Genomic DNA, 26,381 nt, shown 5'->3' with positions numbered 1-26,381 from the left:
TTTAGGATAATAACTTAACCCAAGGGATGATCGGTTACTGCACCACTACCTGGATGGTCTTCGCTGAAGTACCCGTCAGGAGTTTGAAGTGGTAGATACCTGGGGCCAGTTTGTTTCCGGTGCTGGTGGTCAGTTTCTGGCTGATGGCCTGGTTTCCTGCGGCTTGCTTGCCTAGGGATCGGCTGGAAATCAGACGGCCCATTTGGTCATACACCTGCAAAGACACCTCGGCAGCAGAAACCAAGTGGTACCGTACATTCAATTCACCGGTTCTGTTGGGGTTAGGGTATGCCACCACCTGCTTGGCCAGAAAGTCTTTGTCTTCTTTGGATGCCAGGAGAATGCTGGAACTGGTAATCCGCTTGGTGGTGTAGACGCGGTACTCGCCGGGTTGCAGCGTGAGGGCCTGGTTTACGTTGGTAACCGTCAAAGCCTCGCCGGTCACAAAATCGTACCAGGTACCGGTGTTCTGGAACCTAGGATCAATGGTGCCGGAGGTCACCCCGAAGTTACCCAACACCGCCACGTTCATGTCCTGGTCCTGGATATGGATGGTCTTCATGGCCCCTTCCAGGTTCAGGGTGTAGTTTCCAGACTCAAAGGCCGGTTCACTGATCTTAAGCTTGATCAGGGCCGCGTACACGTTGTAGAGTTTTTTGCGCTCCGCCTCCTGGTAGTAATTCCACAGGATGGGTTTATCGCCGGTTCGGCCGTTCTGGTTAATAGAAATATCGTAGCCCAGCTCCCCGAACTGCCAGATCATTTTAGGTCCGGGAATGGTGAAGAAGAAGGCCGCGGCCAACTGCATCCGCTGCAAGGCGGTGGTCAGGTTCTTCACGCTGTAGGAGCCGGAACTATTGCCGAATGCCAGGGCTTCCACCATCTGGCGCTCCTCATCGTGGCTCTCCATGTATCCCACCACGTGAGGGCTGGTCCAGCCGCGCTGCTTGTAGGAGATCCAGTTGAAGTTTGAATTATCTGTGTAGCCCAAGATCGCCTGCTTGTAGTTCCCGTGCAGGTTACCCCACAGCATCATGCCGGCGTTGGCCAGGATCGTTTCTTCGCTATTATCGGCAAAATGCTCCAAAATCACATAGGTGCTGTTGTCTACGCTCCAGATGTGGTTGGCCATGCGTTTGAGCAGGTCAATGCGGGTTTGGTCAAACTGTCCCCAGTTGCTTACGCTGCCCAAGGTGTTTTTCTGGGTGAAACCCTTGGATAAATCAAACCGGTAACCGTCTACCTTGTATTCCTGAAGCCAGAACTCGGTCACCCGGTCCACAAAATACTTCGTGGCCTCACTCTCGTGGTTGAAATCATGGCCCACGTTGAATTCGTGTTTCGGATCTGGGTTAAACCAGGGATTGTCAGGCGTGGTCTTGCCGGTGGCGCTGTTGTAGTACATCTGCACCATAGGCGACTGCCCGAAAGAGTGGTTCAGGGCGATGTCCAGGATCACGGCCATCCCGCGGGCGTGGGCCTCGTCAATGAAGCGCTTAAGCATCTCCTTAGGGCCGTAATACTTGTCCGGCGCGAAGTAGTACACCGAGTTATAGCCCCAGCTCAGGTTGCCTTCATACTCGTGGATAGGCATCAACTCAATGGCGTTCACGCCCAGCCTTTTCAGGTAGTTCAGGGTATCAGCTAGGGTTTTGTAGTCGTGCTTTTGGATAAAGTCCCGCACCAGCAGCTCGTACACCACCAGGTCCGTTTTCTTGGGCTTGGCAAAGTTGGTTACTTTCCAGGCATACGCCGTCTGGTTTGTCTGGAAAACCGATACCATACCGGTGGCTTTACCGGTAGGGTAAGCCTTCAGGTTGGGATAGGTCTCTGCGGGGATAAACCGGTCCTCGTTAGGGTCTAGGGTTTTCTGGGTGTAAGGGTCCCCTACCCTGATGCTTTCGTCAATAAGGTACTGGTAGGCGTACTCACGGCCCGCCACCAGGTTGTCAATCTGCACCCAATAACGGGTTCCGTCTGGCGTGCGCTTCATGGGGGTGGCACCCACTGTCCAGTTGTTGAAATCACCCACTACATACACGGTCTGCTTATTAGGTGCGTACAGGTTCAACAGCACGCTGGTAGAGCTTAGGTAAGTAACCCCGTCTTTGGCGTTAGGGGGTAAGGCCTGGGCCTGGGCGGCCTGGCGCACCACAAAAGTAAAGGAATCAGCGGCCATGGTGGTACCACTCTCCGCCACCAATTTCACTTTGTTTGCGCCGGGAGTGGCCGCAGTCAATTGCGTGGAAAGTGTGGTGGCCGAGGCTTCCTCTTTCACTTTCACCCCGTTCACAAACAGCGAGAGCTTGGCCGCCGAAGAGGCGCCTCCGGTAACCTGTATGTAGTCATTCTGATTCACGAACAAGCCGTTCAGGCCTACCGCGGGTTGGGTAAACGAAACGTTGATGGACCCAGCCTGGTAGATGGCTACTTTGATGTCTTTGCCACCAGTGTCTTTGCCTTCTTTGGTGCCGTTCCCGTTCCGGAAGACAAACACCAGGGCTTTGATCTCCTCGGTGGCCGGTACGTTGTAGTAGGTTCTGGGGGTGATGGTGATCTGGTACTTGTTGTTCCCTATGGACGTCATGAGCGCGGCCGGGGTATTGGTGGTCCAAGGCGCTTTCACGTACTTCCAGTCAGAGTCAGAGGTACTCAGGTTGGTGAGCACCCCCGTATGGGCGTAAATGGGCTCAGTGACATTGGCCAGCCCGCCGGTACCTTTTGTAGCATCAAAGGTGATGGTGACTGGTTCATTGTGTACCGGAAAGGCGGGTGCCACGGTCACCACCTGCGCTTGGGCTACTTGTACCAGCAGCAACGCCAGCAACAAGCCAAGCAAACGAAACGTAGTCTTCATGCGATAGGCAGTTTAAAATTTGTGAGGTAAAGCCACAGCCTTACGAAATCGATTTCCTTGCGAATTTATCAATTTTTAACCGGAACCTTATTTATTTTTTAACAACTTTCCATCAACCTGAACTAACCAACCACCACAGTTGCACCTTACCCTAAGGAATTGTAACTTAACCCATTCCCAAAACCGCTCCTATGCCTAAGGTCACCCCAACACTCCCTCTCGTACAATCAGATAGCTGGCTAACACCTTACGCCCCGCAGCTCCAACAGCGGATGGCCCGTTATGAAACTAACCGGCAAAACATAGACAAATACTACGGGTCTCTCATTGAGTACAGCACCTGGCACCACCAGATGGGGTTGCACTATGAACCGGAGAACAACGGCTGGCGCTACCGTGAGTGGGCCCCGGCCGCACAGGCCCTTTCTATTATTGGCGACTTCAATTTTTGGGACCGTGCGGCGCATCCGCTGCAGCGACTGGAAAATGGCATCTGGGAGGTTTTCCTGCCGGCTGATAAAGTACAGGTCCAGCACGGCCACCGCTTCAAAGTACATGTGGTGGGTGCCACCGGACAGGCCCGGGACCGAATTTCTCCCTTTACTTTCAGGGCGGTGCAGGACCCGCAGACCTACGATTTCTCAGGCCAGTACTGGGCACCCGAGGAAACCTTCACCTGGACCGATGGTGATTTTGACGTGACCAACCTCACGCAGCCCCTCATTTACGAGTGCCACGTGGGCATGGCGCAGGAAAAGCACGGCGTAGGCACCTATCGTGAGTTCGCGGACCTCATCCTGCCCCGCGTAAAGGAAACCGGCTATAATTGTCTGCAGTTGATGGCTCTCGCGGAGCACCCGTACTACGGCTCCTTTGGCTACCACGTGTCAAACTTCTTCGCCCCTACTTCCCGGTTCGGGACACCCGAGGACCTGAAATATCTGGTGAACGAGGCGCACCGTTTGGGCATCGCCGTGGTGATGGATTTGATTCACGCGCACGCCGTGAAGAACATCGCTGAAGGCCTCGCCGATTTTGACGGCTCCGGCGGGCAGTACTTTCACCACGGTCCACGCGGTCACCATCCGGGCTGGGATTCCAAACTGTTCAACTACGGCGTGCCCGAGGTGCGTCGTTTCCTCCTGTCCAACGTGCGGTATTGGCTGGAGGAATTCCACATAGATGGTTTCCGGTACGATGGCGTCACTTCTATGCTCTACCACCACCACGGGGAGGGCGTGGCCTTTGGGCATTATGATCGCTATTTTGACCGCAGCGTAGACGAAGACGCCATCCTGTACCTGCAACTAGCCTCCGAGCTGACCCATACCTTTGTGCCGGGCGCGATCCTGATTGCCGAAGACATGAGCGGAATGCCAGGCCTTTGCCGTCCCTTGGAAGACGGAGGAATCGGGTTTGATTATCGCCTGGGCATGGGCATTCCGGATTACTGGATCAAAACCCTCAAGCACAAACGCGACGAGGAATGGAACCTGGACGAGATCTGGCACGAGCTCACTAACCGCCGCGTGGGCGAGAAGACGGTAGCCTATGCAGAATCTCATGACCAGTCTTTGGTGGGTGACAAGACCCTGGCCTTCTGGCTTATGGACAAAGACATGTATTTCAGCATGCGTACCATAGACAAGAACCCAGTCATTGACCGAGGCGTAGCCTTGCACAAAATGATCAGGTTATTGACCATGGCCTTGGGCGGCGAGGCGTTCCTGACCTTTATGGGCAACGAGTTTGGGCACCCGGAATGGGTGGACTTCCCGAGGCTGGGCAACAACTGGAGTTACCAGTACGCCCGCCGGCAATGGTCTTTGGTTGACAATACTGAGCTTCGGTACCGTCATATGTGGCAGTTTGAGAAAGACATGCTGGCGCTGGCTCAACAATACAGGCTCATGGAGCACGGCGCCCCTGTGAAACTGCACCAAGACAACCACAACAACGTGATTATCTTTCAGCGGGGGGATTTGATTTTCCTGTTCAACTTCCACACCCAAAACTCAATCCCAGACTACCGATTCCCGGTAACGGAAGGCGGCAGCTACAGCCTAGTCTTGTCTTCCGACACCCCGGAAACCGGCGGCCATGACCGGGTAGACACCACCATTAGGTATTTTACTCAACCAACTAAATACGGACCAAGACTGAGCATCTATCTCCCCAACAGAACTGCGTTGGTGATGAGAAGAGAAGATTAAATTATAGAAGCTGGCATGTAAATCTAGTTGAGGTGTGGTGAATTGTTTTAATCTTGTTTTTGCGAAAGCAGGCAGAAAGCGTTATCCAAAAAATACCACCCTTTAGAAAGCCTTTTGAAATACAAAAGCCCGATGTTGTTTAAAGCTGATTTTATAAAAACAGGCTTGAAACTACACCGGGCTTTTTCTTTTGCCTAAAAGCAGATGTAAAACCAAAGCCAAAATTTGGCTGTAAACGTCGTTAAAAAAAGAAAGGCCGGTACGACATATCGTACCGGCCTTCCTTTTTGCTTTTATAGAAGAGTCCTTCTCAAATCTTCAGTTTTAGGTGTGTTTTGAAGAAAACGTCGCCTAAACGATGCTTCTTCTTTCGTCTTGAAGTTCCAGAACGCTGTGCAGGTTCTCCATTACCTGATCGGCGGTAACACCCCAGGTAAGTTGTTTTACAGCCTTTTGGTTTGCTTCTACCTGCTTTTTGCGCAGCTCTGTATCCTGCAGCAGATTCAGGACGAGTTCGGCTAAGCCGGCGGTATCGTTGCAGTCGGCTACACTGGCTTGCGGCAGCACTTCGGCGGCACCGGTCTGGTGCGTGATTACTACCGGCAATCCGGCCAGGGTTGCTTCAATAGCGGCCAACCCGAAGGGCTCTGACAACGCAGGCAACAGGAACACGGTGGAATTCTTCAGCAGTTCCGAGGCTTTGGCCGGAGCCAGGAAGCCGGTGAAGGTGACAGAATCCTCAATGCCCAACCGGCGCACCATCTGCTTGGCTTCCTCCAGTTGCGGACCGTGGCCAGCTACCACAAACGTTACCTCGGGATCTTGCTTCAATACCTGTTTGGCTACTTTCAGGAATTGAAGAGGGCCTTTTTGTGCCACCAGACGTCCCAGGAACGTCACCTGCTTGCGCTCCAGTGGCGTCACCGGCTCGGGAATCACCACATCGGCACCGTTGTACACTACCTGCACTTTCTTGGCAGAGATACCGTAGCGTTTGGTGATCATTCTGGCGGTTCTTTCGCTTACCGTCAAGATCATGTCGGCCTCGTTCATGGCTTTGGTTTCCAGCTCATAGATCCAGCCAAGGGGCTCACCCACCTGACGGTCAAAAGAGAGGCTGTGCACATGCACAATCAAAGGCACTTTCCGCTGAATCTTGATCTCCATGCCGGCCAGGAACGTCATCCAATCATGGGCGTACACTACGTCAAACTCTTTATGGGACGCCAATCTGGCGGCATAGCGCGCAAACTGGATCACCTCAAAGTTTAGGGTACCGCGGGCACCCTGGGTAACGTTTATCTGGGGTTTTCCATTGGGGAAATTAACCACAGCAGGTTTGGCTGGCTCTTCTGCGACAGTAGGAGCCGCCACATCAGCGGAGGAAGCGTTGATTACCGCGTCTTCATCATCCATGGAGGGCTCTATTTGCCCGGCGGGCTCTTCATAAGGGAAAAGCGCGGCAGGAACCCGGTGAGTAGTAGCAAATCTTTCAAAAGTCTTCGCTACCGGGGCTTGCTTTACTTCGGCCAGGTTCAGTTCATCAAGCCCAACCACCTCAGCATGATGGTCCAGGGCCGAATGGTCTGCCTGGGGAACAATCATGGTAAGCTCAACTTGTTTTGCTAACGCCTCTGCCAAATGAAAACAGGCTTTGCCCACTCCTCCATTCAATATTGGCTGGTCTTCCCAACCTAACATTAATACACGCAGTTTTCTCATTATTATTTTTATTCAATTCATTTAAGAATCAGGGGGGAGGTGTCTTGTAAAGATAAGCAACCAACCATCAAGACCAAGACAAGGCCACAATTATTTGCCCCTGTTTGTTCAAAAAACGCGATTAATCTGAAACATTCCGTAATTATGCGGTCCGATTTCGGAATTTATACGGATTACCCTTTTTTACTTACTCTTTTGCCATTGATCCACATCATGGATAGTACAATTCAAGACACAAATTACATGGTCAACGATCTGGGGGCCAAGCGCGAAGAATACTTCGCGGGGACCATCCGGCACGTTGAAACGACTGAAAACTCGGCGGTTTTCATGTGCGACAATCGCGTGGGACTTAAGGTGGAGGCCATCTCAAACCACATCCTACGGTTCAAATATACAACAGATGGGAAGTTCTCCCGTGATTTTTCCTATGCGCTCAACCCAGACCGCCAACCCGCGGGGGTAAAGCTGAAGGTGAAGGCCCTGCCAGACCATTTCCGGATCACAACCAAAGACCTCATCTGCACCGTCTCCAACCAGGGCCTTACCACCCGTATCCTGGACAAGTCGGGTACCGTGCTGAACGAGGACGAGAAAGGCTTCCACTGGGAAGAACACAAAAAGTACGGCGGCGACATTGTAAAGATGAGCAAGGTCATTCAGCCCAACGAGTTCTTCTATGGCCTGGGCGACAAACCCGATAACATGAACCTGCGCGACAAGCGCTTCCAGAACTGGGGGTCAGACACGTACGGGTACAAGAAAGGCACCGATCCGCTCTACAAGAACATCAACTTTTTCATGGGTTTGCACCGCAAGCAGGCCTATGGCATCTTCTTTGACAACACCTTCCGGACCTCGTTTGACTTTGGGAAAGAGCGCTCGACGGTAAGCAGTTTCTGGGCCCAGGGCGGAACCATGGAATATTACTTCATCTATGGTCCTTCCCTTACCCAGGTAGTGGAGAAGTACACCACGCTTACCGGTCCACCCGAGTTGCCGCCGCTTTGGGCCCTTGGGTACCACCAGTGCAAATGGAGCTACTACCCAGAATCGGTGGTGAAGAACCTGGCCAAAGGTTTCCGGGACCGAAAGATTCCCTGCGATGCCCTGTACCTGGACATTGACTACATGGACGGTTTCCGGTGCTTCACTTGGAGCCCTACCCACTTCCCTGACCCCAAGCGCCTGGTGCAGGAACTGAAGGAAGACGGTTTCAAGATGGTGGTGATCATTGACCCCGGCATTAAGGTAGACCATGAGTACCCCGTGTACCAGGAAGGCGTGGAGAACGACTATTTCTGCCGCCGCGCCGATGGCCCGTTGTACAAAGGAACCGTCTGGCCTGGGCTATGCCACTTCCCGGATTTTACCCGCGAGGAGGTGCGCACCTGGTGGGCCGGGCTGTTTAAGGGCCTTATTGCAGAAACGGGCGTAAAAGGCGTTTGGAATGACATGAACGAACCGGCCGTTTTTGAGATCGGCACCTTCCCCAATGACGTGCGCCATGACTTTGACGGGGAACCCGGCAGTCATCGCAAAGCGCACAACATCTACGGCATGCAGATGGCCCGCGCCACCTACCACGGGGTGAAACAGTTTTCTTACCCAGACCGGCCTTTCACCATCACCCGCTCGGGCTACGCCGGGGTGCAGCGCTACGCCTCCGCCTGGACCGGCGACAACATCGCCTCCTGGGATCACCTGTGGCTCGCCAACATTCAATGCCAGCGCCTGAGTATCTCAGGTATGTCCTTCGTGGGTTCCGATATCGGAGGGTTTATTGAGACGCCAGACGGGGAACTCTACATCCGATGGCTTCAGCTGGGCATTTTCCATCCGTTCTGCCGCACCCACTCCTCCGGTGACCACGGCGATCAGGAGCCTTGGTCGTTTGGCGAGCCGTACACCTCCCTGGCGCGTAAGTTCATTGAATTGCGCTACCAACTCCTCCCCTATCTCTATACCACCTTCTGGCAGTACACCTCGCGCGGAACCCCGATGCTGCGCCCCTTGGCCCTGTTGGATCAAAACGACCCTGAGTGCTACCACCGCATGGCCGAGTTCTCCTTAGGCGATAATCTGGTAGTATGCCCCATCACCCAACCGGGCGTAGAAGGCAGGATCATGTACCTGCCACAAGGCCACTGGTACAACTTCTGGACCGATGAATTGGCCCTTGGCAAAAGAGAGATCTGGGTTGATGCGCCTTTAACCAAAGTACCCATGTTTGTGAAAGCCGGGGCGGTGCTTCCACTCTATCCCGTACAGCAATACGTGGGCGAATTGGCAGTTCCGGAAGTGACCTTGCATGTGTACTACAGCCAACAAACCTGCGTGAGTGAGCTCTACGAAGACGGTGGCGAAGGGTACGGCTACGCCGAAGGAAATTTCCTGAACAAAACCTTCCAAACTAGCGCCGAAAATGGCGTCTTCACGGTAGCCCAAGAACGGACTGGCGCAGGGACAGATGGGTACCAAAACTATAACGTCATCATCCACGGGTTACCGGCTCCAACTTCCAGCGTTTTGGTGGACGGACAGGAAATTGAGTGGGAAGTAACCGCAGACACTAACCTGCTGTCGTTGAAAGTACCATCAGACTTCAAAACATTGCAACTGCAAGGCACAGCAACGGGAAAGAAATAAGGGTGTAAATTAATCTGCTCTACTAATAAGTTGAGTCAGCTTTTGGGTAAGTTTTGATACTTATTCTGATGTTCACTAGGCTTTTACAAATACAAAACAATAAAAGCTAATCAAAAAGGAAGAGACTGTTTTGAGGGCGTTTTTAAGTAAACACCCTCAAAACAGACTCTTCCTTTTTTTGCAATTTATGCTGTGATACAGCAAGAACCTAAACCTATTCCTGGCTTGTGCTCAGGGCAAGTTGGTAGGCGCGCTCATAATGCACCAGCAGTTTCTTCCAGTCAAACATCTCAGACAAGCCTTCCACTTTGTTCCGTTGGGTGATACGCTCTCGGCGGCTCATCTCCACAAAATCGAAAAGGTCACGGGTGAGTTGCTCGGCAGAATCATCAAAGCTGCGCTCATGCCGGTCTACCACGTAAATACCCTTGTCGGTGTGCTTTTTCACGTTCTTCTTCACGTAATCCCCGAAGCCTGACAAGTCACTTGTCACAGCCGGAATTCCGCTGGCTACGCACTCCAGCGGGGTATAACCCCACGGCTCGTAGTAGCTGGGGAAGATACCCAGGTGACAGCCGCGCACAAACTGCCCGTACTCCATCCCGAACAGCGGGTTCGTAGGCGAAATGAAATCTGGGTGGTACACTATTTTCACGCGGTCATCGGCGTTGTTCACCAGGTTGGAGCTGCGCAGGAAATGCAGGATCTCGTCAGACTGGTCATTGACCAGGTTATGGGTAACCACCGGCGGCAACTGGTGCGTTTTCCAGGACTGGATGGTACGGCGGTAACGCAGTTTCCAGTAATCGTCTACGTAGTTGTTGAGCTCCGGCAATTTATGGTCTGAGCTGGCGGCGGCATCGTAGAAGAGGCGCTCCCCAATCTGGTCTTTGATGGCCTCGCAGGTTTCCTGGATCTCTTCCATCAAGGCCTTGGAATGAAGCACGCCCGGATTGATGGAGTAGAACGGCTGCTTAGTCACAAAGAACATCACCACGGTCATGTCACTTTTGGCCTGTTTCATGCGGTAGTTCAGCCGCGCCAAAGCCTCCAGGGTGAGGTCAAAGCCTTTGTTTCTATATTCAAACCGGCCAGAGGTAAACAGGTAGATGGTCTTATCCAAGTCAAAGGGGAAACTCTGGAAGAAGTGCCCCATCACAAACCGGTGAATGCGTTTCTTATAGGTCAAATGCAGGTTCTGGAACTCGTGCATGGCCGTAAAACGCCTGATGTTCAAACCGTTGGGCAACACGGTATCCGGAATCCGGTCCAGGAGGTAGATACACTCCCGCACCGTCACCTCGCTTACCGTAGTGAACACGTGCGCCCCGTGGGCTGCGGCCCTTTCTATGGAAACCGCCGGTTCTATGTTGAAATGCCTTGCCTCATGCTGCCAATCAACGGAGGTGAGCTGGTCATAGAAGTTAGGGTCGTTCATGGCCAGGTAGCGGCCCAGCAGCGTGGCGTGCGTGGTGAACACAATCTTCACCGGAACCTGCTCGCGGCGCAGATCCGGAATGGCCGAGCCTACCATCCACTCGTGGAAGTGAGCTACCACCTGGGTCTTGCCAGACAGCAAAGAGATAAAGCGCTTCACCAATTGCCCGAAAGCCAGTACCTGGTTCAGGAGATCCTCGTTGGAGGTGGGTATTTTATGGTCTTCCCACAGCAGGTGTTTGATCTCCCCCAATTGCCCAAAGGCGCTGAACGGATTAATCAGGACAATCCTTGGTCGGCCGGTTACCAGCCAATTGCCATAGTAACATTCCACGCCTTGTGCCCGCAGTTCCAGCACCGCCTGCCCGTACACATCTGAGTAATCATCAGAGGGTTCAAACTCGTGGGCGGCCTGTTGCGGAAAAAAGGGACCAATAAGGCAATACTGATCACCCCAATACTCAATCATGGCGGGTACTTTGGAGCGGATCACCGTGTAGATACCACCTACTTGGTTACACGCTTCCCAGGCTATTTCCAGAAGATGCGGAGATGCAGAAGACGATTGTTGCATGGAAGGGTCATTTTAGAGCTATTTTACTCAAATTAGGGTCAAAGGGATATATAAAAATGAAATTATTTACATTCTGCTACATCTCTCTGGCAGCTTTTTTCCCTTCCCCATGATAACCCCTTCAGTGTCAGACCAGATGTAAATTGCATGATATTCAAAGCTAGAGATTATTTGCAGATTTCATATCCCAGCACCAGAATAGCCTGCCGCATTTTGAGAAATAAAGTTTGGGAACGATTTTATGACCGGCCTATGGACTGCCTAATCCTTTTCATTGAACTTGTTTAGGGCTTGCTTCAGGAATGCGTACGACGTTACAGGGTAACGTCGCTACAGGACCAGATATGTAGCGACGTTACCCTGTAACGTCGTCATCCGGCAGGATGAATGGGCGCTTCCTTCTTCAAACAAGGCTGGATATTTCCTTAATCAAGTATCTTTTCCCATCGGGATAAAACAAAAAATTTAATTTGCCCTATACGTCAATTCCAGCCGATGAAAAGGCCATAGCGTAATTATCCGATTATCGCACACCACCAAAAATAAAAACTATGAGCATTGTATATGAAGGGCACGTGATCTGGGCGCAGGTAGACGCCAACATGCACCTTCGCCACTCGGCCTACGCCGATTTCGCCGCCCAGGCCCGCATCTCTATGTTAGACAGCCTGGGATTGGATTTCAAGGTTTTCCAGCACCTGAAACTGGGTCCCATCTTATTCCGGGAGGAGTTGCAGTACCTGCGCGAGGTAGGCATGAATGACCACATCAAGATTGAAACGGTTCTGACCAAGTCCCGCGCCGATGGGTCTCGCTGGAGCATCCGCCATGAATTGTACCGCGGCGATGGTGTGAAGGCGGCCATCATCAACGTGGAAGGTGCCTGGATGGATCTGGCCAAACGCAAACTGGCTGCCCTGCCCGAGGACCTGGCCCAAAAGTTCATGAGCCTTCCTCAGTCTGAGGATTTCGTACTGGAATAAGCCTCTCTGTTTAGGGGCTGATTTACTGAAAACAGCCCCTAAACAGAAAACCGACGGGTTATTTTATTTTCATCCCTTTCAGTTGTTCTCTGCGTGGTTAAATTAGGGGCATGATACAACTCCTTACCCCTCCCCGCTCGGGCTACAAACGAAGTACGCCCAAGCTTCTTTTCCTATCTTTCCTCTTTACGGCCCAGGTTGGCTTTGCCCAGACCCAGAACCCGGTGGTAGAAAGCATTGTAAAAGAAGCCACCCAAAACTCCCAACTGGAAACCCTGGCCCACGAGTTGATGGACCAGATAGGTCCGCGCCTGGTAGGCACGCCGCAGATGCAGCAGGCCAACGACTGGGCCGTGGCCAAGTACAAAGGCTGGGGCATTGAGGCACGAAACGAGAAATGGGGCGAGTGGCGCGGCTGGCAAAGAGGCGTTTCCCACCTTGACATGGTGTACCCGCGGGTGAAGTCGCTGGAAGGCATGCAACTGGCCTGGAGCCCCACCACCAAAGGCAAAGGCGTAACCGCCGAGACCATCACCCTCCCCGAGACCGTGACTGATTCTGTGGCTTTCCAGAAATGGCTGCCCAACGTGAAAGGCAAATTCGTGCTCATCTCCATGCCGCAACCCACCGGCCGCCCCGACTACAACTGGCAGGAATTCGCCACAAAGGAAAGCTTTGAGAAAATGAAAGCCGAGCGCACCGCCCAGACCGAAGCTTGGCGCTCGAAGATGACCAAGATGGGCTATACCACCCGCACTTTGCCCGTTGCTTTGGAAAAAGCCGGCGCCGCAGGTGTGGTGATGTCTAACTGGTCCAGCGGATTTGGCGTGAACAAGATCTTCAGTGCCTATACGAAGAAAATCCCTACGGTAGACATCGCGCTGGAAGACTATGGAATGCTGTACCGCCTGACCGCCTCTGGGCAGAAGCCTAAAATACAGGTGCAGGCCGAGTCAAAAGAGCGCGGCATGGTGCCTACGTTCAACACCATCGCGGAGATGAAAGGCACCCAAAAACCAGATGAGTACGTGATCCTCTCGGCGCACTTTGACTCCTGGGACGGCGGCACCGGCGCCACGGATAACGGTACCGGCACCCTGGTGATGATGGAGGCCATGCGCATCCTCAAGAAGATCTACCCCAACCCTAAAAGAACCATTTTGGTGGGTCATTGGGGAAGTGAAGAACAAGGCCTGAACGGCTCCCGCGCCTTTGTGGAAGACCATCCCGAAATTATAAGCAAAATACAGGCGGTATTCAACCAGGACAACGGCACCGGCCGTGTGGCTAACTTAGCGGGCTCAGGGTTCCTGCACTCGTATGAGTACCTCAACCGCTGGCTTGCGCCTGTGCCCGAAAACATCCGGACGCACATTCAAACAAACTTCCCGGGCTCCCCAGCCGGAGGCGGCTCTGACCACTCCTCGTTTGTGGCCGCCGGTGCCCCTGCCTTCTCCCTGAGTTCTCTGAGCTGGTCGTACGGCACCTACACCTGGCACACCAACCGCGACACCTATGACAAGATCGTGTTTGACGATGTGCGTAGCAACGCCATTCTTACCGCTATTTTAGCCTACATGGCCAGCGAAGATCCCACCACCACCTCCCGCGAGAGAAGTATATTGCCAGCAAACCAGAGAACCGGTCAGCCCGGCATCTGGCCTCCCCAAACCAAACCCACTCGTAAAGGCGGAGTTGAGTAATAGTGAGGTATCATCCAAGCCTGTAACCGGGTTTGGGTGAGGCAGAAAGCAAAAGTCCTCTGAAGATGCTGGGAACTACCCTGCCTTTTCAGAGGACTTTTTTATTGGAAATCTATTCAGAAGCCTTAATTCATTTTAGGACGAGCCAGCAAATAGGTACCTACCGCTGCCGCCAAGCCAATGCCCAGAATAGCCGCCCAATTTGTAGATGTGGTTGTGATTGGTGTATTCATCTCCGCGGAGAGCAATGGTTCATAGTTGATGCCGCTGGTGACGGTGAGGACCAGTTGAACGGCTTCTTCCGGTGAATCCCACTGGGGGAAATGCCCGCATCTAGAAAACCAATGAAGGCTGGCATCAGGGAAAAGGGCCAGCGCCCGGGAAGCCTGCTGTGGAAAGCACACCCGGTCCTGGCGTCCCCACCCAATCACTAGCGGGGATGAAATGGTGCCGCGCGGCGCTCCCTTTTGGGCTTCGCCGTAGGCCAGGTTGTACAGCAACTCGTCAAAAGAGGGCGAAGTGGCCATCGTACGCAGTTCTTCCAGCACCAGTTTTGAGGGCAAATTCCAGGGATGGGCCGAAAACTGGGACAGCAGCAGCGTTCTCCCCACAGAACTTCCCGCCAAAGCGGGTAACACCGGTTGCAAGAGTTGCAGCAACCGCTTTGAGGAAGCCACCGAGTAATAGAAGACCGGCTTTTCCCAGCCTCTCCAGAATCCGCCAGGGTTCAGCGACACCACCGCTCCCAGCACTCCGCCGCGTCGGGCCAGTTCCAGCACCAGGCGGGCACCCATAGAACTACCCACGGCATCAATCCCCAGCAAGTTTTGGCTTTCCAAAAACGACGTAACCGCATCGGCTAAGGTGCTGATGGACACTTCGCCCGGCAAGGGCGGCGTGGCGCCATGGCCCGGCAAATCCACCGCAATCACCTCCCGACCAGCATCGGCCAGGCCGTCTATCATCAGATCCCAGGAGCGGGAACTGCCGCCTACGCCATGGATGAGTAACAAAGGTTTTCCCTCGCCGCGGCGGATATAATGCATGTCCATTAGAAATCAGGTTAAAAGCTCATAGAGTGATGAGGCTGCATAGAGGTACGGGTTACAAAGCCTCATGTTCAATCTTTTGACTTCCTGCCCAGCTTCTTTCTCTTGTTTACAAAGGAAGCCCCGCCTTAAGGCCGATTTTATGAAAACGGCCTTAAGGCGGGGCTTTGGGAATAGGTTCTTAGGTGAGCTTCCTCTCTAGCGAGCGGAGAGCGTTTACTGTGCCTTTTTCTGGGTCACGTAGAAATTAGGGTCCACGGTAATGTCTGAGGCACCGGCAGCGAGCTTCGTTTTTTTCCAGGTAGAAGCCACGGGCTGCAGCCAGGTTTCTTTTCCGGCTACCGTCACTTTCAGGGGCAGGTTGAAACCCGGCACGGCATTGTTCCAGCGGTAAGCCAGGGTGCTCCCTTCCATCCGGTACTCCAGTTCAGGGATGCGCACATCACGCAGGTACTGGTTGAAAAAGGCTTTCAGGTCTTTGCCGGTTTGCTTGCTCAGGTAATTTTCTATCTGCTGGGTGGTCACAGTTTGGTGGTAGAATTCCTTATTGAGGCCGCGCAGGATGTTCCGCCATTTAGCGTCATCGTTCACCACCTGCCGCAGGGTGTGCAGCATGTTGCCACCCTTGGGGTACATATCCCCGGAGCCGCCGAAATTCACATCATATTTCCCGATGATGGGCCGGTCATTCCTGATTCCCTTCCGGGTACCGATCACGTATTCACTCCCCGCTTTCTTGCCGTGGAAGTACTCCACAAAAAGGTTCTCGGAGTAATTGGTGAAGCTCTCGTGGATCCACATATCCGCGATGTCTTTGTAGGTGATGTTGTTCGCGAACCACTCATGGCCGCTTTCGTGCACAATGATGAAATCGAACTTCAAGCCCCAGCCGGTGCCGCTCAGGTCGCGGCCCAGGTAGCCGTTCTGGTACTTGTTCCCGTAAGTCACCGAGCTTTGGTGCTCCATGCCCAGATACGGCACTTCCACTAGTTTAAAGCCATCTTCATAGAACGGGTACGGCCCGAACCAATGCTCAAAGGCTTTCAGCATTTGGGGCACTTGCTTGAACTGCGCTTTGGCTTTGTCCAGGTTTTCGCGCAAGACATAGTAGGTGCAGTCCAGTTGGCCTTTCTCGCCGGCGTAGGTTTCTGAGAAGTGCACATAGTCGGCGATGTTCACATTCACGCCGTAGTTGTTGATGGGGTTGGTCACGGCCCAATGGAAAGTCTTGGTCCCGTCCTGGTTCTGGTCCACCTTCCGGAGGCGCCCGTTGGAGACATCCATCAGGTTCTGCGGCACCGCTACCCTGATCATCATGCTGTCTGGTTCATCGTACATGTGGTCTTTGCAGGGCCACCACAGGCTGGCGCCATCGCCCTGGCAGGAAGTAGCGATGAACGGTTTGCCGGCCGCGTCTTTCTTCCAGGTCACGCCCCCACTCCACGGCGGGTTGGTGCTCACCTGGGGTTTGCCGCTGTAAGAAACCTCCACGGTCTGCATAGTACCGGGCACCTGCTTCGCCGCCAACTGGATAAACCAAGCGTTGCCCTCTTGTTTCACCGCTAATTTCTGGCCGTTCTGCACCACCTGTTCAATGCGCATGGGCGGCTGCAAATCTATCTGCATGGTTTGCTGCGCCTTCAGCACTTTGTAGCGCACCAGGTTCACGCCTTTTAGGGTGCTGTCCTGCGGATTCACGTTCATGCGCAGGTCATAATGAACCAAATCCCACCAGGCCCGCTCCGGGGTGATGGAGCCGCGCAAGGTGTCTTGCCGGGTGAAGGTGGGGGTAGTTTGGGCCTGGGTATCCTGCGGACTCAGAAGTCCCAGGAAGCAGGCCACCGCGGTAATCAAGGGAAGCCGATGGTGCATGGTTCGTTCGCTTTCAAAGTGAGGGTTAAGCCTGATCAGGCGCACAGAAAAGCGCTTCTGATTTCAAGCTACTTTGGTAAAAGTAAGCCGAAATCAGAAGCGCGCCTATAATCTGGTTTGAATTAAATTCCGGAGCCTACTTCTTCTCCAACCACACTGCCTCTACCTCAAAACTGCTGACCTGACCGGCTGCGGCTTTCGCGTCCTGGCTCAGAGAAATCTCCAGTTTCTCCGCCTGCTGAAGGCTGAAAGCCTCTGGTTTGGCCGATTGGAACGAGAACGGCTGGAAACCCGGGTAAGGCCGCGGCAGCAGAATCATGGCAGCCGGTTTCAATGCGTTCAGCGGAATCTCGATGTCCTTGAAAGTATTGCCCACGTTGACCGTAGTTGCAAACGCCGAAGCATTGGCGGTGATCAAGCTCACTTTCACGGGCGCCGGCGTTGCGTTGCCACTTCTGATCCTGATGACCAGTTTCTTAAAGTCTGCCAGCTCGGTTTCCCTCCCCTTCAGTTTGTCCCCGATGAATTGCTGGAAGCCAAAGGTCTTCTCTGTCGGAAGGTCCTTGGCAGACAATTTCAGGATCAGTTGCCCAGGCTCAGAGGCGGCGATCAGTTGGCGCTCATCGGCTTTCCAGAGGTTGGGGAAAACGAAGATGGACCGGTCGGTGGTGGCGTTGAACAGCGACAGCGCCCCGTTCTCGGCGGCTACAAAGGTCTGGTAAGCCTCGTTCTGGTAATAGTCCCAGGCCCAGGGATCCCCCTCATATTCGCCCGGGTAGGTCACGTGCTGATTTCCGTCTTGTACCATGATGCGGTAATTGACCAAACCCGGAGAAAGCAACTCTACCGGTACCTCGGCCTTATACTGGTTCGCGCCTGATTTCTCCATCGGGACGGTTTTGTATCCGGCGGCCTGGTTGTTGAGCTGCACCTGTACTTTGGCGTTGGGTGATATGCCCACCACCTGCGCAGTGATGGGGAAAGATCTGCCCGCCGATACCTCCTTCAAAGGCTGATGGCTAACAAAAAGCTTGGTGTCAAACGGCTGCGGCGCCACAAATTCCTTCACCAACAGGTTCCCAAAGGCAGCTTCCCGTTTTACGCCGCTTTTTGCTTTTTTGGTCAATAAATAGGCGCCGGGCTGCACCTGAAAACTAGCATCTTTGGCCGTGGCGCTGTACGAGTTTCCTTCGTTCACGGCGGTAATGGTGAAAGTCTCGCCCAGTTCCGGCAGTGTAATTTGCATAGACTGGTTTTGCCACTGGATGCGCGTCACCTCTTTGTTAGGCGAGGCTTTTGCGAAGGGGTCGCGGATGTGGAGGGCATCGGGCATTACCTCCAGGCGCCAAACGCCCTTTTCCAGTTTGTCCAGGAAATACGCGCCGGAGCCGCTGTACTGCACCACCGGTGAGCTTCCTACGCCGGCCACCTGCGTCAGTTTGGCGGCATTCACGGGTTTGGTGCGCGTGGTGTTGGAATACAGGAACGCCTGCGGGGTATTCATCTCGCTCAAGGACTCTTTGTAACTCACCCGAAAGGCATCAAAAACGCTGTCGGCGGGGTAAGAGCCGTAGTTCTTGCGCAAGGGCACCTGGTGAAACACCTTGGACGCAATCATCAAACTGATGGCTTTAGAAGGCGTGTAGGCCAGGTTCAGGTAATGCGTCTGGTACTCGGTATTGCCGTAGGCGGTGGCCAACGGATCATAGGCGAACTGGGTCGCCCACTGGAACCCGGCACCCCGGAAACTCCGCGCCATGGCCGGGTACATGTAAGAGCCCAACACGTCGCCGGCATCGAACTCATAAACCATCAGGGCCTTGTTCTTGAACTCGGGGATGGTGTCAAACGGGATGTGGTAGCGGTCTACGTTGGGCAGGTAATTGCCCTGCAAGGTGCGGTTAGCCACCAAGCCGGTGGGGTACCACTGAAAGCTGAAGCCGTCCACCTGGGCCTTGGCCACTGCGTCTGCATAAGTGGGCGATTCGCTGATGTTGTAAAACACCGGCTTGTTCCAGCCCGTGGCCCGGATAGCGGCCGTCATGCGGTTCACGTACTCGGTGGTTCGGGCTTTGGGGCTGGAGTGGTGCGGCTCATTGTTCACCTCGGCCCCGATGATGTTGGGGTCTGCGCCGTACGTCTGCTTGGTGTAGGGGTTCACGTGGTTCAGGAACTGTTTCAGGTAGTTCTCCTGCGCCTTGAAGGCATGCTCGTTCACCAGGGCTTTCTGCTTGCCGTACAGGCGGGAGAAGCCGGGCGTGTTCTCATCTTTCTCGGGGTAGCCGTTGCCCCAAAAAGCGATGGGCGTGAGCATGATTCTGATGTTGCGCTCTTTCAGCTTAAACACCAGGTAATCAAAGAGACGCAGGTGCTCATTGTTCTGCAGGTTGCCCAAGGTATCGGTAATCTCGGTATCCCACACGTGTACCCTGAAGGCGTCTAGACCCAAGCGGGCCAGGTGATACACATCCTGGTCAATGGCTTGCTCGGGAGAAACGTTTCTGGCCTTCACGGAGCGGTACCCGTACGCGAACGGCACCGTGTAATTCACCCCGAAAAAGGTGGCCTCCTGGTTGTTCTTTTTCCAGCGGAGAATTCCCTGCTTGTCTACATACACCAGGTCGGTTCCTTTATCAGTTTTGGTCTGGGCGGTAACCGAAGCGGGCCCAAGCAGGCTGCAGGACAGGAGCGTTGCCAGGGTCAGCGTTTTATATCTGTTTTTCATACATCGGCGGTAAAAGGGATAAGAGCGCTTTACGGCTCCTTAGGCAAACTTACGCAAGGGAGCGTTATCTTTTACAAGGTCTGCCTTCAATTCAAGGGAAACGCAAAGGCAGTTTGTTTCTGCGGCCTTTTTGCAAAAACAGCCTTAAACCACTTCAGGCACCCTGCGCCTTAACTTGTTTCTACTGCTACGGCTCTTCCATTCAAAAGGCTTAGCTTGCGTATTTGGTCTTGTATAATAAAAAAAGCCCCACCCAAAGTTTGCGCTTTGGATGGGGCTATTATTTACCAAGTAGGTGCTTAGCGGATGTCAGAAACCTTGGTGGAGGCTGTTTCGCTCCCGCTCGCGGGCTTGAGTTTGTAGACCTTGCTATCTAGTAACCGGGTGGTTCCGGTAGACACCAGTTCCACTTTGGTGAAGTCCTCGTTGGGGAAGAAGATATCGGTCATGACGGTTTTCCCCTCGTTCGCGAACACCTCTATGGAAGCCACATCCAGCAGCAGGTGCAGTCGCAATTTGCCGTTCTCCAGCGTCAAAGGCGCGGTGTGCCGGCCCGGGAACGTGTCTTTGAAATCGGTTTTGCCCGCCTTTGTGCGATCAATGAACAGTTCTTTTTGCGCCGGGTTGTAGCCTACCTCCAGGTGTTCGCCTTTGTTGTTGGAGAACCGGAGGACCACGTTCTGCGCTTGGGCTACATCCAAATTCAGGTCAAGTTCCAGCAAAGGAGAATTCAGGTTATAGCGATTGCTTAGGTCCAGGGTGCCGCTCACTTCCTGTGCTTTGACAAACGTAGTGCCGGCGCGTAGTTTCTGCAGTTCTTTCACCGGGGCACTGAACAATCTCACGCCTTCGCTCGTCTGCCGAAGGGTGAGTTCACGGGGTACCGTGGTGGCGCTGCGCCAGGAAGCGGTGGGCACCTCGTTCGCGTACAGCCAGTTGCTCATCCAACCCAGGAACAGGCGTCGGCCATCAGATTTAGGTACGTTGTCCCAGGTAACCCCGGCGTAGTTATCAGTACCGTAATCCAGCCAGAATGTGGTTTCCAGCGGATTGTCGCTTTTGAAGGTCTTGCCGTCAAAGTCCCCGATGAAGTATTGGGTAGCCGAGCCTTTGTTGGGTCCGCCCGGGTTCAGGCTCACGAGCAACACATATTTCAGCTGACCGTTCACCGTAAGCGGAAACAAATCCGGGCACTCCCACACCCCGCCGTGCGCCGCCGCCGTCTTCCCGAACTCGCTCAATTTGGTCCAATCCTTCAGGTTTTTAGAGCCGTAAAATTCAATGTGGTCCAAAACCGCCAGGGTCATGACCCACTGGCCAGCTTTCTCGTTCCAAGAGACTTTCGGGTCCCGAAAATCGCGGATGCCGGGGTTCTTGACCACGGGGTTCTGCTCGTATTTCTTCCAAGTGCGGCCGTTGTCCAGGCTGTAAGCCATGCCTTGGGTTTGGAAATCATTTCTGCCAGCCTTCTCCAGTTTCTCGCTGTGGTACGTGTAAATGGCCACCATAGCCGGGTTCTCCTTAGTGCCTAAACCAGAAGTATTGTTCACGTCCACCACGGCGCTGCCCGAAAAAATGGTGCCCAGTTCATCGGGGTAGAGCGCGATGGGCAGGTGCTCCCAATTTACCATGTCCTTGCTCACGGCGTGGCCCCAATGCATAGGTCCCCAGGTAGTGCTGCCGGGGTGGTGCTGGTAGAACAGGTGGTATTCGCCTTTGTGGTACACCATGCCGTTGGGATCGTTCATCCATTTGGAAGGAGGCGTGAAATGAAACTGCGGCCGGTGCTGTTCGGTCGTCACCTTATTAACTTGCGCCTGGGTTGTTCTGGTTTCTGCTTCCTTGCCGAGGTTACAACTCGCTCCTCCGGCCAGGAGGAGCGCACTTAAAAGGTAAAAGGCGGGCTTGCGATTCATATCATTTGGTTTGTTTAGTTTATTGTTGATTGCGTGTTTTTGATCTGTTTTGGCAAAACCGGCCTTTAAAACCGATGCTGTGAACTTGTCATACATCTTTTTTCTCAGGGCATCTGGTACCAGTACACCACCGCATCAAATAGGCAGCGATTGTTTTTGCCCCAGTTATTCAGTTTATACTTCTCCAGATTTCCTTCAAAGGAGTTCTGGAAAGGAACGTTATCGGCTATGTGGAACCGGTTCACAATGGTGTGGCCGTTTCCGGTAAGGGCGGTAAATGGTTGGCTGGCAAAAGGGCTGTCAAATACGGGGAACGGCGGTTCTGCAGACCAGGCATATCCAATGTAATCCTCGCTCCCGGTCCCGTAGGTGGAAGGAAACTTTTCCCCGTCCACAAAAAATTTCTCATCCCCTTCGCCCCACCACCAGTCAATGGTTTTCTTATCCCATTTTCCGTACCACCAGGTTTCGCTTTCCTGCCTGGGTTCTTCCCAAGTGTTCTCTACATGCAAGGTCAATCCGCAGAACCGACCTTTTCCTTTTACATCCAGAAAAGTCCAATCCAATGCGCGGCCATCGGTGCGGGCGATGTTCTGGTCACTTAAGGTAATTTGATCTACTAGGATATGCCCGTACCCTCCTGTTTCAAGATCCATGATTTTAAGCACGGCTTGTTTCCCTTTGAACTCCGCTACATCCCAAGAGACAGGAAAGAGCTGCTCTGACTCCATTCCGGTAGCGGTGCGTACCACCTTCCCATCCACTAGCAATTGCAGGCCCGTCTTATTCAAATGGCTGCCTCCGCCGATCAGGAAATTAATGTATCGTTTGTTAATGGAGAATTTCCTGGAGGTCAGGGTGCCGATAGAAGAGTCCCCATTCAGGTAGGAGTTCACCAGGTAAGAGCCTTTGAAATCACTTACCGGGCTTTGGTTAGGCAGCGTGCCTTTGACAGGATTCTTCCCGAAGGCGTTTCCAGACACTTCCCAGCCAGAATAGTTGCCTTTTTCAAAATCTGCCAGTAAAACGTCCTGCGGTTTTATTGTGCTGATCTGTTCCTGTCTGTTCAGGCCCTGGTGCCAGATTGCGTGGAAGCGCATCAAGCTATCCGCGGATTCTGATAGTGGTACCGTGACTAAGGTGAAGCCTATATCATAAGGCACACTACCTTTGTTAATCAATTTGATCTTGGCGGATTTTGAAAAAGGCATCCACCAGTTGGAATAGAAAGAAGTATTGATGACGCCCACCGGAAGGGACCGATAAGAATATACTTCTGGTGCTGTGCCAAAGAAAACTCCTAAGGGAGTTAACACGGAGGGCGTCTTGTCATTGTCCCAGGTGATGCTAAGCCACAGGTTTTTGATTAAACTTTGTTTTTCCTGTTTTGTGAGGAAATTATCAAAATTGACCTTAAAATAGGATATCGCTTTATTTCCCTGCACCTCCCTCAAGAGCACTTCAGCGTTGGGAGTGGCCTTTACCTGGCGGGTCTCTACTACTTCCTTGTCATAATGTTTTCGTTCATACCCCCGCGACCCTAAGGTTCTGTCTGTCTGTGCTAAGGCGAAGTTCTCCTGCTTGGTGTAAGTACCTGTAAAAGAGGGAATCGTAGTGGATTTAGGCAAAGATGTATAAGTTATATGATAATAGGCACCCCAATTTTCTGACAGCACTATTTTGCAGTGCTTACTGTAAGAAATAGGCAAGTAATGATTTCTACCCCTGGACAAGGTCATAACAAGGTTGGGGTAGTTCATAGGCGGAACCTCATTCCCTACAGTTTCAAAAAGATCACGGAAGGGTTTGTCCACCACGGGTACGGGCTGGTTATCAATATAGATTTTGATATGGCCTTCTTTTGCCAAAGCGCTCCAAAAACGCCAGATTACCCCAGGTCCTTCCTGCTCAAACACCACTATGTCCTTGCCTTCTTTTCTGATATACCCTGAGCCATCGCCGTTAGCCCCCCAGGCTTCATAGGTGTTGGTGACAGCATCATACCTTGATCTTCGGTCATAACTGGAAAAACTACCCGATTTCTCGTCTTTATGGGGAGGAGTTGCCAGATACTCCAAATCATGCAGGCGGTTCACCAGATCTACATAACTCAGGGCTCCCTGCGAAAAAGCCGATAAGGCCAGCCATTGCAGCAAGAATGTAGCAAGAATGAACCTTATCCAGACACTGGTTTTCATGTGCGTTAGTTCTATGGATTCAGATGGCAAGTTGCAGGCAAAAATCAGAAGCCTTTAGCTTTGTCAGGTTCCGGGTTCTCGGTCATGGGCATCAACTCCCACACCCGCATTTTCTCAATCATCACATCTTGGTCGGCCCACACTTTCAGGCCTAAAGCATCCTCCAGGGAAGGATACATGCGGGTGGTGAGGCTGTTGTAGGAGTTAGCGTAGGTTTCCACCATGGAATGATCCAGGTAGATGCGGAGCTTCAGATTCTCCTTCCCGATGTCCAGCTTTCCGCCTTCCAATCCCTGTTTTCTGGTCTTGCTGGTTTTGGTCCGATCAGCCATGAGTTTACCCGTTGTTTTATCATAGTAGATCAGGGTCTCTTCTTCCCCGTTAGGAGAGCAGCCTACTTTCATCCCGAATTTCTGGGCCTGCAGCGGATTGATCTCCACCTCAATTTCCATCATGGGGCCTTTCACATTAGCGAGCAACTGATTCGCCTCAGATAATTTTTTGCCGGTGAAGTTTACGAGTTCTTTCTTCCGTAGGGACTTTAACTCCTCAATGGGTTCTACTCTTAACCTTCCATTATCATGCAAAGACAAATGGGCGGGTAAGCCCGCGTTATGTGCCCAACCGGCGGCATGTTCGTCCTGCGAATTCCGGTTGCCCTGGGCGATGGTGAAGACTATCGCCCGTCCGGTTTTAGGGTCAACCATGCCGCTGGGGCCGGTGAAATGGAAATCTCCTAAATCTACTAGCTGCGGCGCCTCCTGGTCCGGCACAAATCTGAACTGGGCTTTATCAAATCGGCCCAGCCAGTAATACACCTCTACATCGGCTCCCTTGCCAACGGGGCTCACCAGGAAGATGTACTTCTTCTCTCCGTTCGGATACTTCCCGATGGGCAGGAAAACGGGCAACTCCCAGATGGGTCCCAGGTGTGGATTCTGCTGATAGTTAAAGCTGTAGAAAGGTCCGTGGTATTCCCAGTTTACCTGGTCTTTGGAACTGTATAGCAAAGCAGTGCCTCCGTTGCCGGGCAAGCCGGAGCCATTGAGCAAATACCATTTTTTATCAGTTTCATCACGCCATACAAACGGATCTCTGAATTCCCCGAATAGGCCTATGCCTTTCTTCTGGGTGATCAGGGGTTTGGGGTATTTCTGCCATTCCACCAGCAAAGGGTCTTTGATATCTTTGGGCTTGGCCATGGCTACCCGCTGGTTGGGCGAGGCTTTGTCATTGGCGGCCGTGAAGAACAAAACCGGGTCCCCCTTCTCGTCATAGCTGGCGCTCCCGGACCAAATACCGTCCGGCGACAAGGTGTCGTTCTCGGCGTACAAGGCGGGAGGCAAGGCTTTCCAGTGCACCAGGTCCGGGCTTACCCAATGCCCCCAGTGAATTTGCCCCCAGTAAGGACCCAAAGGATTTTGTTGATAAAACAGATGGTAATTGCCTTTATAATAAAAAGGGGCATGGGGCTCATTCATCCAATGGGCCGGCGGCATGGCATGAAACTGCGGCCGGTGCCTATCCCCGGCAAGTTCCTCGGAATTCAGGTTGATATCCTGAGGCTTTATCATAGGAACTTTCATGCCATGCGGCTTTAGGTACGCTAGGTAAGATTTCTGGACATCTGCCGGAGACAAAGCTCTGCCATAAATCTTTAGCTCATCCATGAGCCCATTGAACATATTCAGGTCAAAGTACCGGGCGAGTTTCACATTCTGGTTGTGTTTGCCAATTAGCAGCTTCTCGGAAGAAGGTTTAATCAACTTCTCCCCAGCGTCCTTCGCCAAGCTTTTTTCGGCTACTTTCTTCCCGTTCAGGTATAAAGCGGCAAGGCCGGTTTTGGCGTCATAGGTACCTACCACATGAGACCAAGTATTTCTGGGCAGCAGGTTTTTCTCCTCCCACACTTCCAACCAATCCTGGCCCGTGCCTACCTGAAAGGAAATGCGTCCGTGGCGGTACATGCCCAAGGCAAAACCTTCCTTCTTCTCTTTGTTTTGCTGGTTTACGATGGCCGATAGTTTTTCCTCCTGACCATGTTCAAAGAAGCGCGGGGCCACCCACACACTAACCGTAATGGCATTGGTGGGAGTTTTGAAGGAGGTTTCCGGTCTTTCTATCCAGGTAGAGTACCCATCAAATAAGAGCGCCCCTCCTGCTATCCCGCTTTTCCGCCACAAAGGATCACTGCTGGGCTTGAATTTGGCCTGGTTGAAAATGTAATGGATGCTATCTTTCTGTGGTGCCTTGGCGTCCTGGGTTACTTTGCCTTTTCCTTCATCAAAGGCCCAAAAAGCGGTGAGGTCCTTCTCGCTGTTTTGAACCAAATTTGCCGAAAAGAGGCCTAAAACGGAAACCAGCGGCAGCACTCGTAAGGTCAAGGATGTAATGCTTCTATTACTCATGTTTTTAGGCTGTTTTTGTTGAAAGAGGGTAGAAACGAACTACCGATGCATTTTAGGCTTTGATTCTGGAATTTT

The 26,381-nt window shown here is 52.9% G+C and carries 13 protein-coding genes; 4 read left to right on the top strand and 9 right to left on the bottom strand.

What is annotated here, in order from left to right; translation table 11 throughout:
- Nucleotides 1-34: 34 nt before the first annotated feature.
- Nucleotides 35-2,857 carry a DUF4961 domain-containing protein gene (locus FOA19_RS11315; protein ID WP_149090932.1) on the bottom strand — a complete coding sequence of 941 codons (2,823 nt, stop codon included), beginning with the start codon at nt 2,855-2,857 and terminating at the stop codon, nt 35-37.
- A gap of 272 nt (nt 2,858-3,129) precedes the next feature.
- On the opposite strand from FOA19_RS11315, the gene FOA19_RS11310 reads away from it, so the two are divergent.
- Nucleotides 3,130-5,070: an alpha amylase C-terminal domain-containing protein gene (locus tag FOA19_RS11310; protein ID WP_223808852.1), complete on the top strand. Its 1,941-nt coding sequence runs from the start codon at nt 3,130-3,132 to the stop codon at nt 5,068-5,070.
- A gap of 351 nt (nt 5,071-5,421) precedes the next feature.
- Here the strand turns inward: FOA19_RS11310 and FOA19_RS11305 are convergent, their stop codons facing one another.
- On the bottom strand, nt 5,422-6,675 hold the full coding sequence (locus tag FOA19_RS11305) for a glycosyltransferase family 4 protein (RefSeq protein ID WP_394344093.1): 1,254 nt from the start codon (nt 6,673-6,675) through the stop codon (nt 5,422-5,424).
- A 330-nt stretch (nt 6,676-7,005) separates the two neighbouring features.
- On the opposite strand from FOA19_RS11305, the gene FOA19_RS11300 reads away from it, so the two are divergent.
- Nucleotides 7,006-9,441: a glycoside hydrolase family 31 protein gene (locus tag FOA19_RS11300; protein WP_223808851.1), complete on the top strand. Its 2,436-nt coding sequence runs from the start codon at nt 7,006-7,008 to the stop codon at nt 9,439-9,441.
- A 214-nt stretch (nt 9,442-9,655) separates the two neighbouring features.
- Here the strand turns inward: FOA19_RS11300 and FOA19_RS11295 are convergent, their stop codons facing one another.
- A complete protein-coding gene (locus tag FOA19_RS11295; protein ID WP_149090929.1) occupies nt 9,656-11,452 on the bottom strand; it encodes a glycosyltransferase in 1,797 nt (598 codons plus the stop codon).
- A 551-nt stretch (nt 11,453-12,003) separates the two neighbouring features.
- On the opposite strand from FOA19_RS11295, the gene FOA19_RS11290 reads away from it, so the two are divergent.
- Both FOA19_RS11290 and FOA19_RS11285 read left to right on the top strand, forming a co-directional pair.
- Entirely contained in the window at nt 12,004-12,435 is a 432-nt protein-coding gene (locus FOA19_RS11290) for an acyl-CoA thioesterase (RefSeq protein WP_149090928.1), read from the top strand.
- Nucleotides 12,436-12,545: 110 nt separating this feature from the next.
- A complete protein-coding gene (locus tag FOA19_RS11285) occupies nt 12,546-14,138 on the top strand; it encodes a M20/M25/M40 family metallo-hydrolase (protein ID WP_149090927.1) in 1,593 nt (530 codons plus the stop codon).
- A 125-nt stretch (nt 14,139-14,263) separates the two neighbouring features.
- Here FOA19_RS11285 and FOA19_RS11280 read toward each other — a convergent pair whose 3' ends face one another.
- From FOA19_RS11280 to FOA19_RS11255, 6 genes are all read right to left on the bottom strand, one after another.
- Nucleotides 14,264-15,190: an alpha/beta fold hydrolase gene (locus FOA19_RS11280; RefSeq protein WP_149090926.1), complete on the bottom strand. Its 927-nt coding sequence runs from the start codon at nt 15,188-15,190 to the stop codon at nt 14,264-14,266.
- A 213-nt stretch (nt 15,191-15,403) separates the two neighbouring features.
- The gene (locus tag FOA19_RS11275; RefSeq protein WP_149090925.1) at nt 15,404-17,059 is read right to left on the bottom strand and encodes a M1 family metallopeptidase; all 1,656 of its coding nucleotides are present in this window, start codon (nt 17,057-17,059) and stop codon (nt 15,404-15,406) included.
- 136 nt (nt 17,060-17,195) lie between these two features.
- Complete coding sequence (locus tag FOA19_RS11270) at nt 17,196-19,784, bottom strand: cellulase family glycosylhydrolase (RefSeq protein WP_149090924.1); 2,589 nt, start codon at nt 19,782-19,784, stop codon at nt 17,196-17,198.
- Nucleotides 19,785-20,083: 299 nt separating this feature from the next.
- Nucleotides 20,084-21,700: a glycoside hydrolase family 32 protein gene (locus tag FOA19_RS11265; protein ID WP_149090923.1), complete on the bottom strand. Its 1,617-nt coding sequence runs from the start codon at nt 21,698-21,700 to the stop codon at nt 20,084-20,086.
- A gap of 104 nt (nt 21,701-21,804) precedes the next feature.
- The gene (locus FOA19_RS11260) at nt 21,805-23,898 is read right to left on the bottom strand and encodes a DUF2961 domain-containing protein (protein WP_149090922.1); all 2,094 of its coding nucleotides are present in this window, start codon (nt 23,896-23,898) and stop codon (nt 21,805-21,807) included.
- Between the two features lie 44 nt (nt 23,899-23,942).
- Nucleotides 23,943-26,306, bottom strand: a complete 2,364-nt coding sequence (locus FOA19_RS11255; protein ID WP_149090921.1) for a GH32 C-terminal domain-containing protein — start codon at nt 26,304-26,306, stop codon at nt 23,943-23,945.
- Nucleotides 26,307-26,381 lie beyond the last annotated feature (75 nt).

The sequence above is a fragment of the Rufibacter hautae genome (genome assembly GCF_008271695.1).
GTDB classification, from domain to species: Bacteria; Bacteroidota; Bacteroidia; order Cytophagales; family Hymenobacteraceae; genus Nibribacter; species Nibribacter hautae.
Note: the sequence above shows the minus strand (reverse complement) of the source record. Positions and strands in the feature narration are given on the sequence as shown.

What these genes read in the sequence shown, in the direction of transcription:
- FOA19_RS11315 (WP_149090932.1), bottom strand. Translation starts at nt 2,857, where the DNA reads ATGAAGACTACGTTTCGTTTGCTTGGCTTGTTGCTGGCGTTGCTGCTG.
- FOA19_RS11300 (WP_223808851.1), top strand. Translation starts at nt 7,006, where the DNA reads ATGGATAGTACAATTCAAGACACAAATTACATGGTCAACGATCTGGGG.
- FOA19_RS11275 (WP_149090925.1), bottom strand. Translation starts at nt 17,059, where the DNA reads ATGCACCATCGGCTTCCCTTGATTACCGCGGTGGCCTGCTTCCTGGGA.
- FOA19_RS11270 (WP_149090924.1), bottom strand. Translation starts at nt 19,784, where the DNA reads ATGAAAAACAGATATAAAACGCTGACCCTGGCAACGCTCCTGTCCTGC.
- FOA19_RS11290 (WP_149090928.1), top strand. Translation starts at nt 12,004, where the DNA reads ATGAGCATTGTATATGAAGGGCACGTGATCTGGGCGCAGGTAGACGCC.
- FOA19_RS11260 (WP_149090922.1), bottom strand. Translation starts at nt 23,898, where the DNA reads ATGAAAACCAGTGTCTGGATAAGGTTCATTCTTGCTACATTCTTGCTG.
- FOA19_RS11310 (WP_223808852.1), top strand. Translation starts at nt 3,130, where the DNA reads ATGGCCCGTTATGAAACTAACCGGCAAAACATAGACAAATACTACGGG.
- FOA19_RS11255 (WP_149090921.1), bottom strand. Translation starts at nt 26,306, where the DNA reads ATGAGTAATAGAAGCATTACATCCTTGACCTTACGAGTGCTGCCGCTG.
- FOA19_RS11265 (WP_149090923.1), bottom strand. Translation starts at nt 21,700, where the DNA reads ATGAATCGCAAGCCCGCCTTTTACCTTTTAAGTGCGCTCCTCCTGGCC.
- FOA19_RS11285 (WP_149090927.1), top strand. Translation starts at nt 12,546, where the DNA reads ATGATACAACTCCTTACCCCTCCCCGCTCGGGCTACAAACGAAGTACG.
- FOA19_RS11280 (WP_149090926.1), bottom strand. Translation starts at nt 15,190, where the DNA reads ATGGACATGCATTATATCCGCCGCGGCGAGGGAAAACCTTTGTTACTC.
- FOA19_RS11295 (WP_149090929.1), bottom strand. Translation starts at nt 11,452, where the DNA reads ATGCAACAATCGTCTTCTGCATCTCCGCATCTTCTGGAAATAGCCTGG.
- FOA19_RS11305 (WP_394344093.1), bottom strand. Translation starts at nt 6,675, where the DNA reads ATGATTGTTCCCCAGGCAGACCATTCGGCCCTGGACCATCATGCTGAG.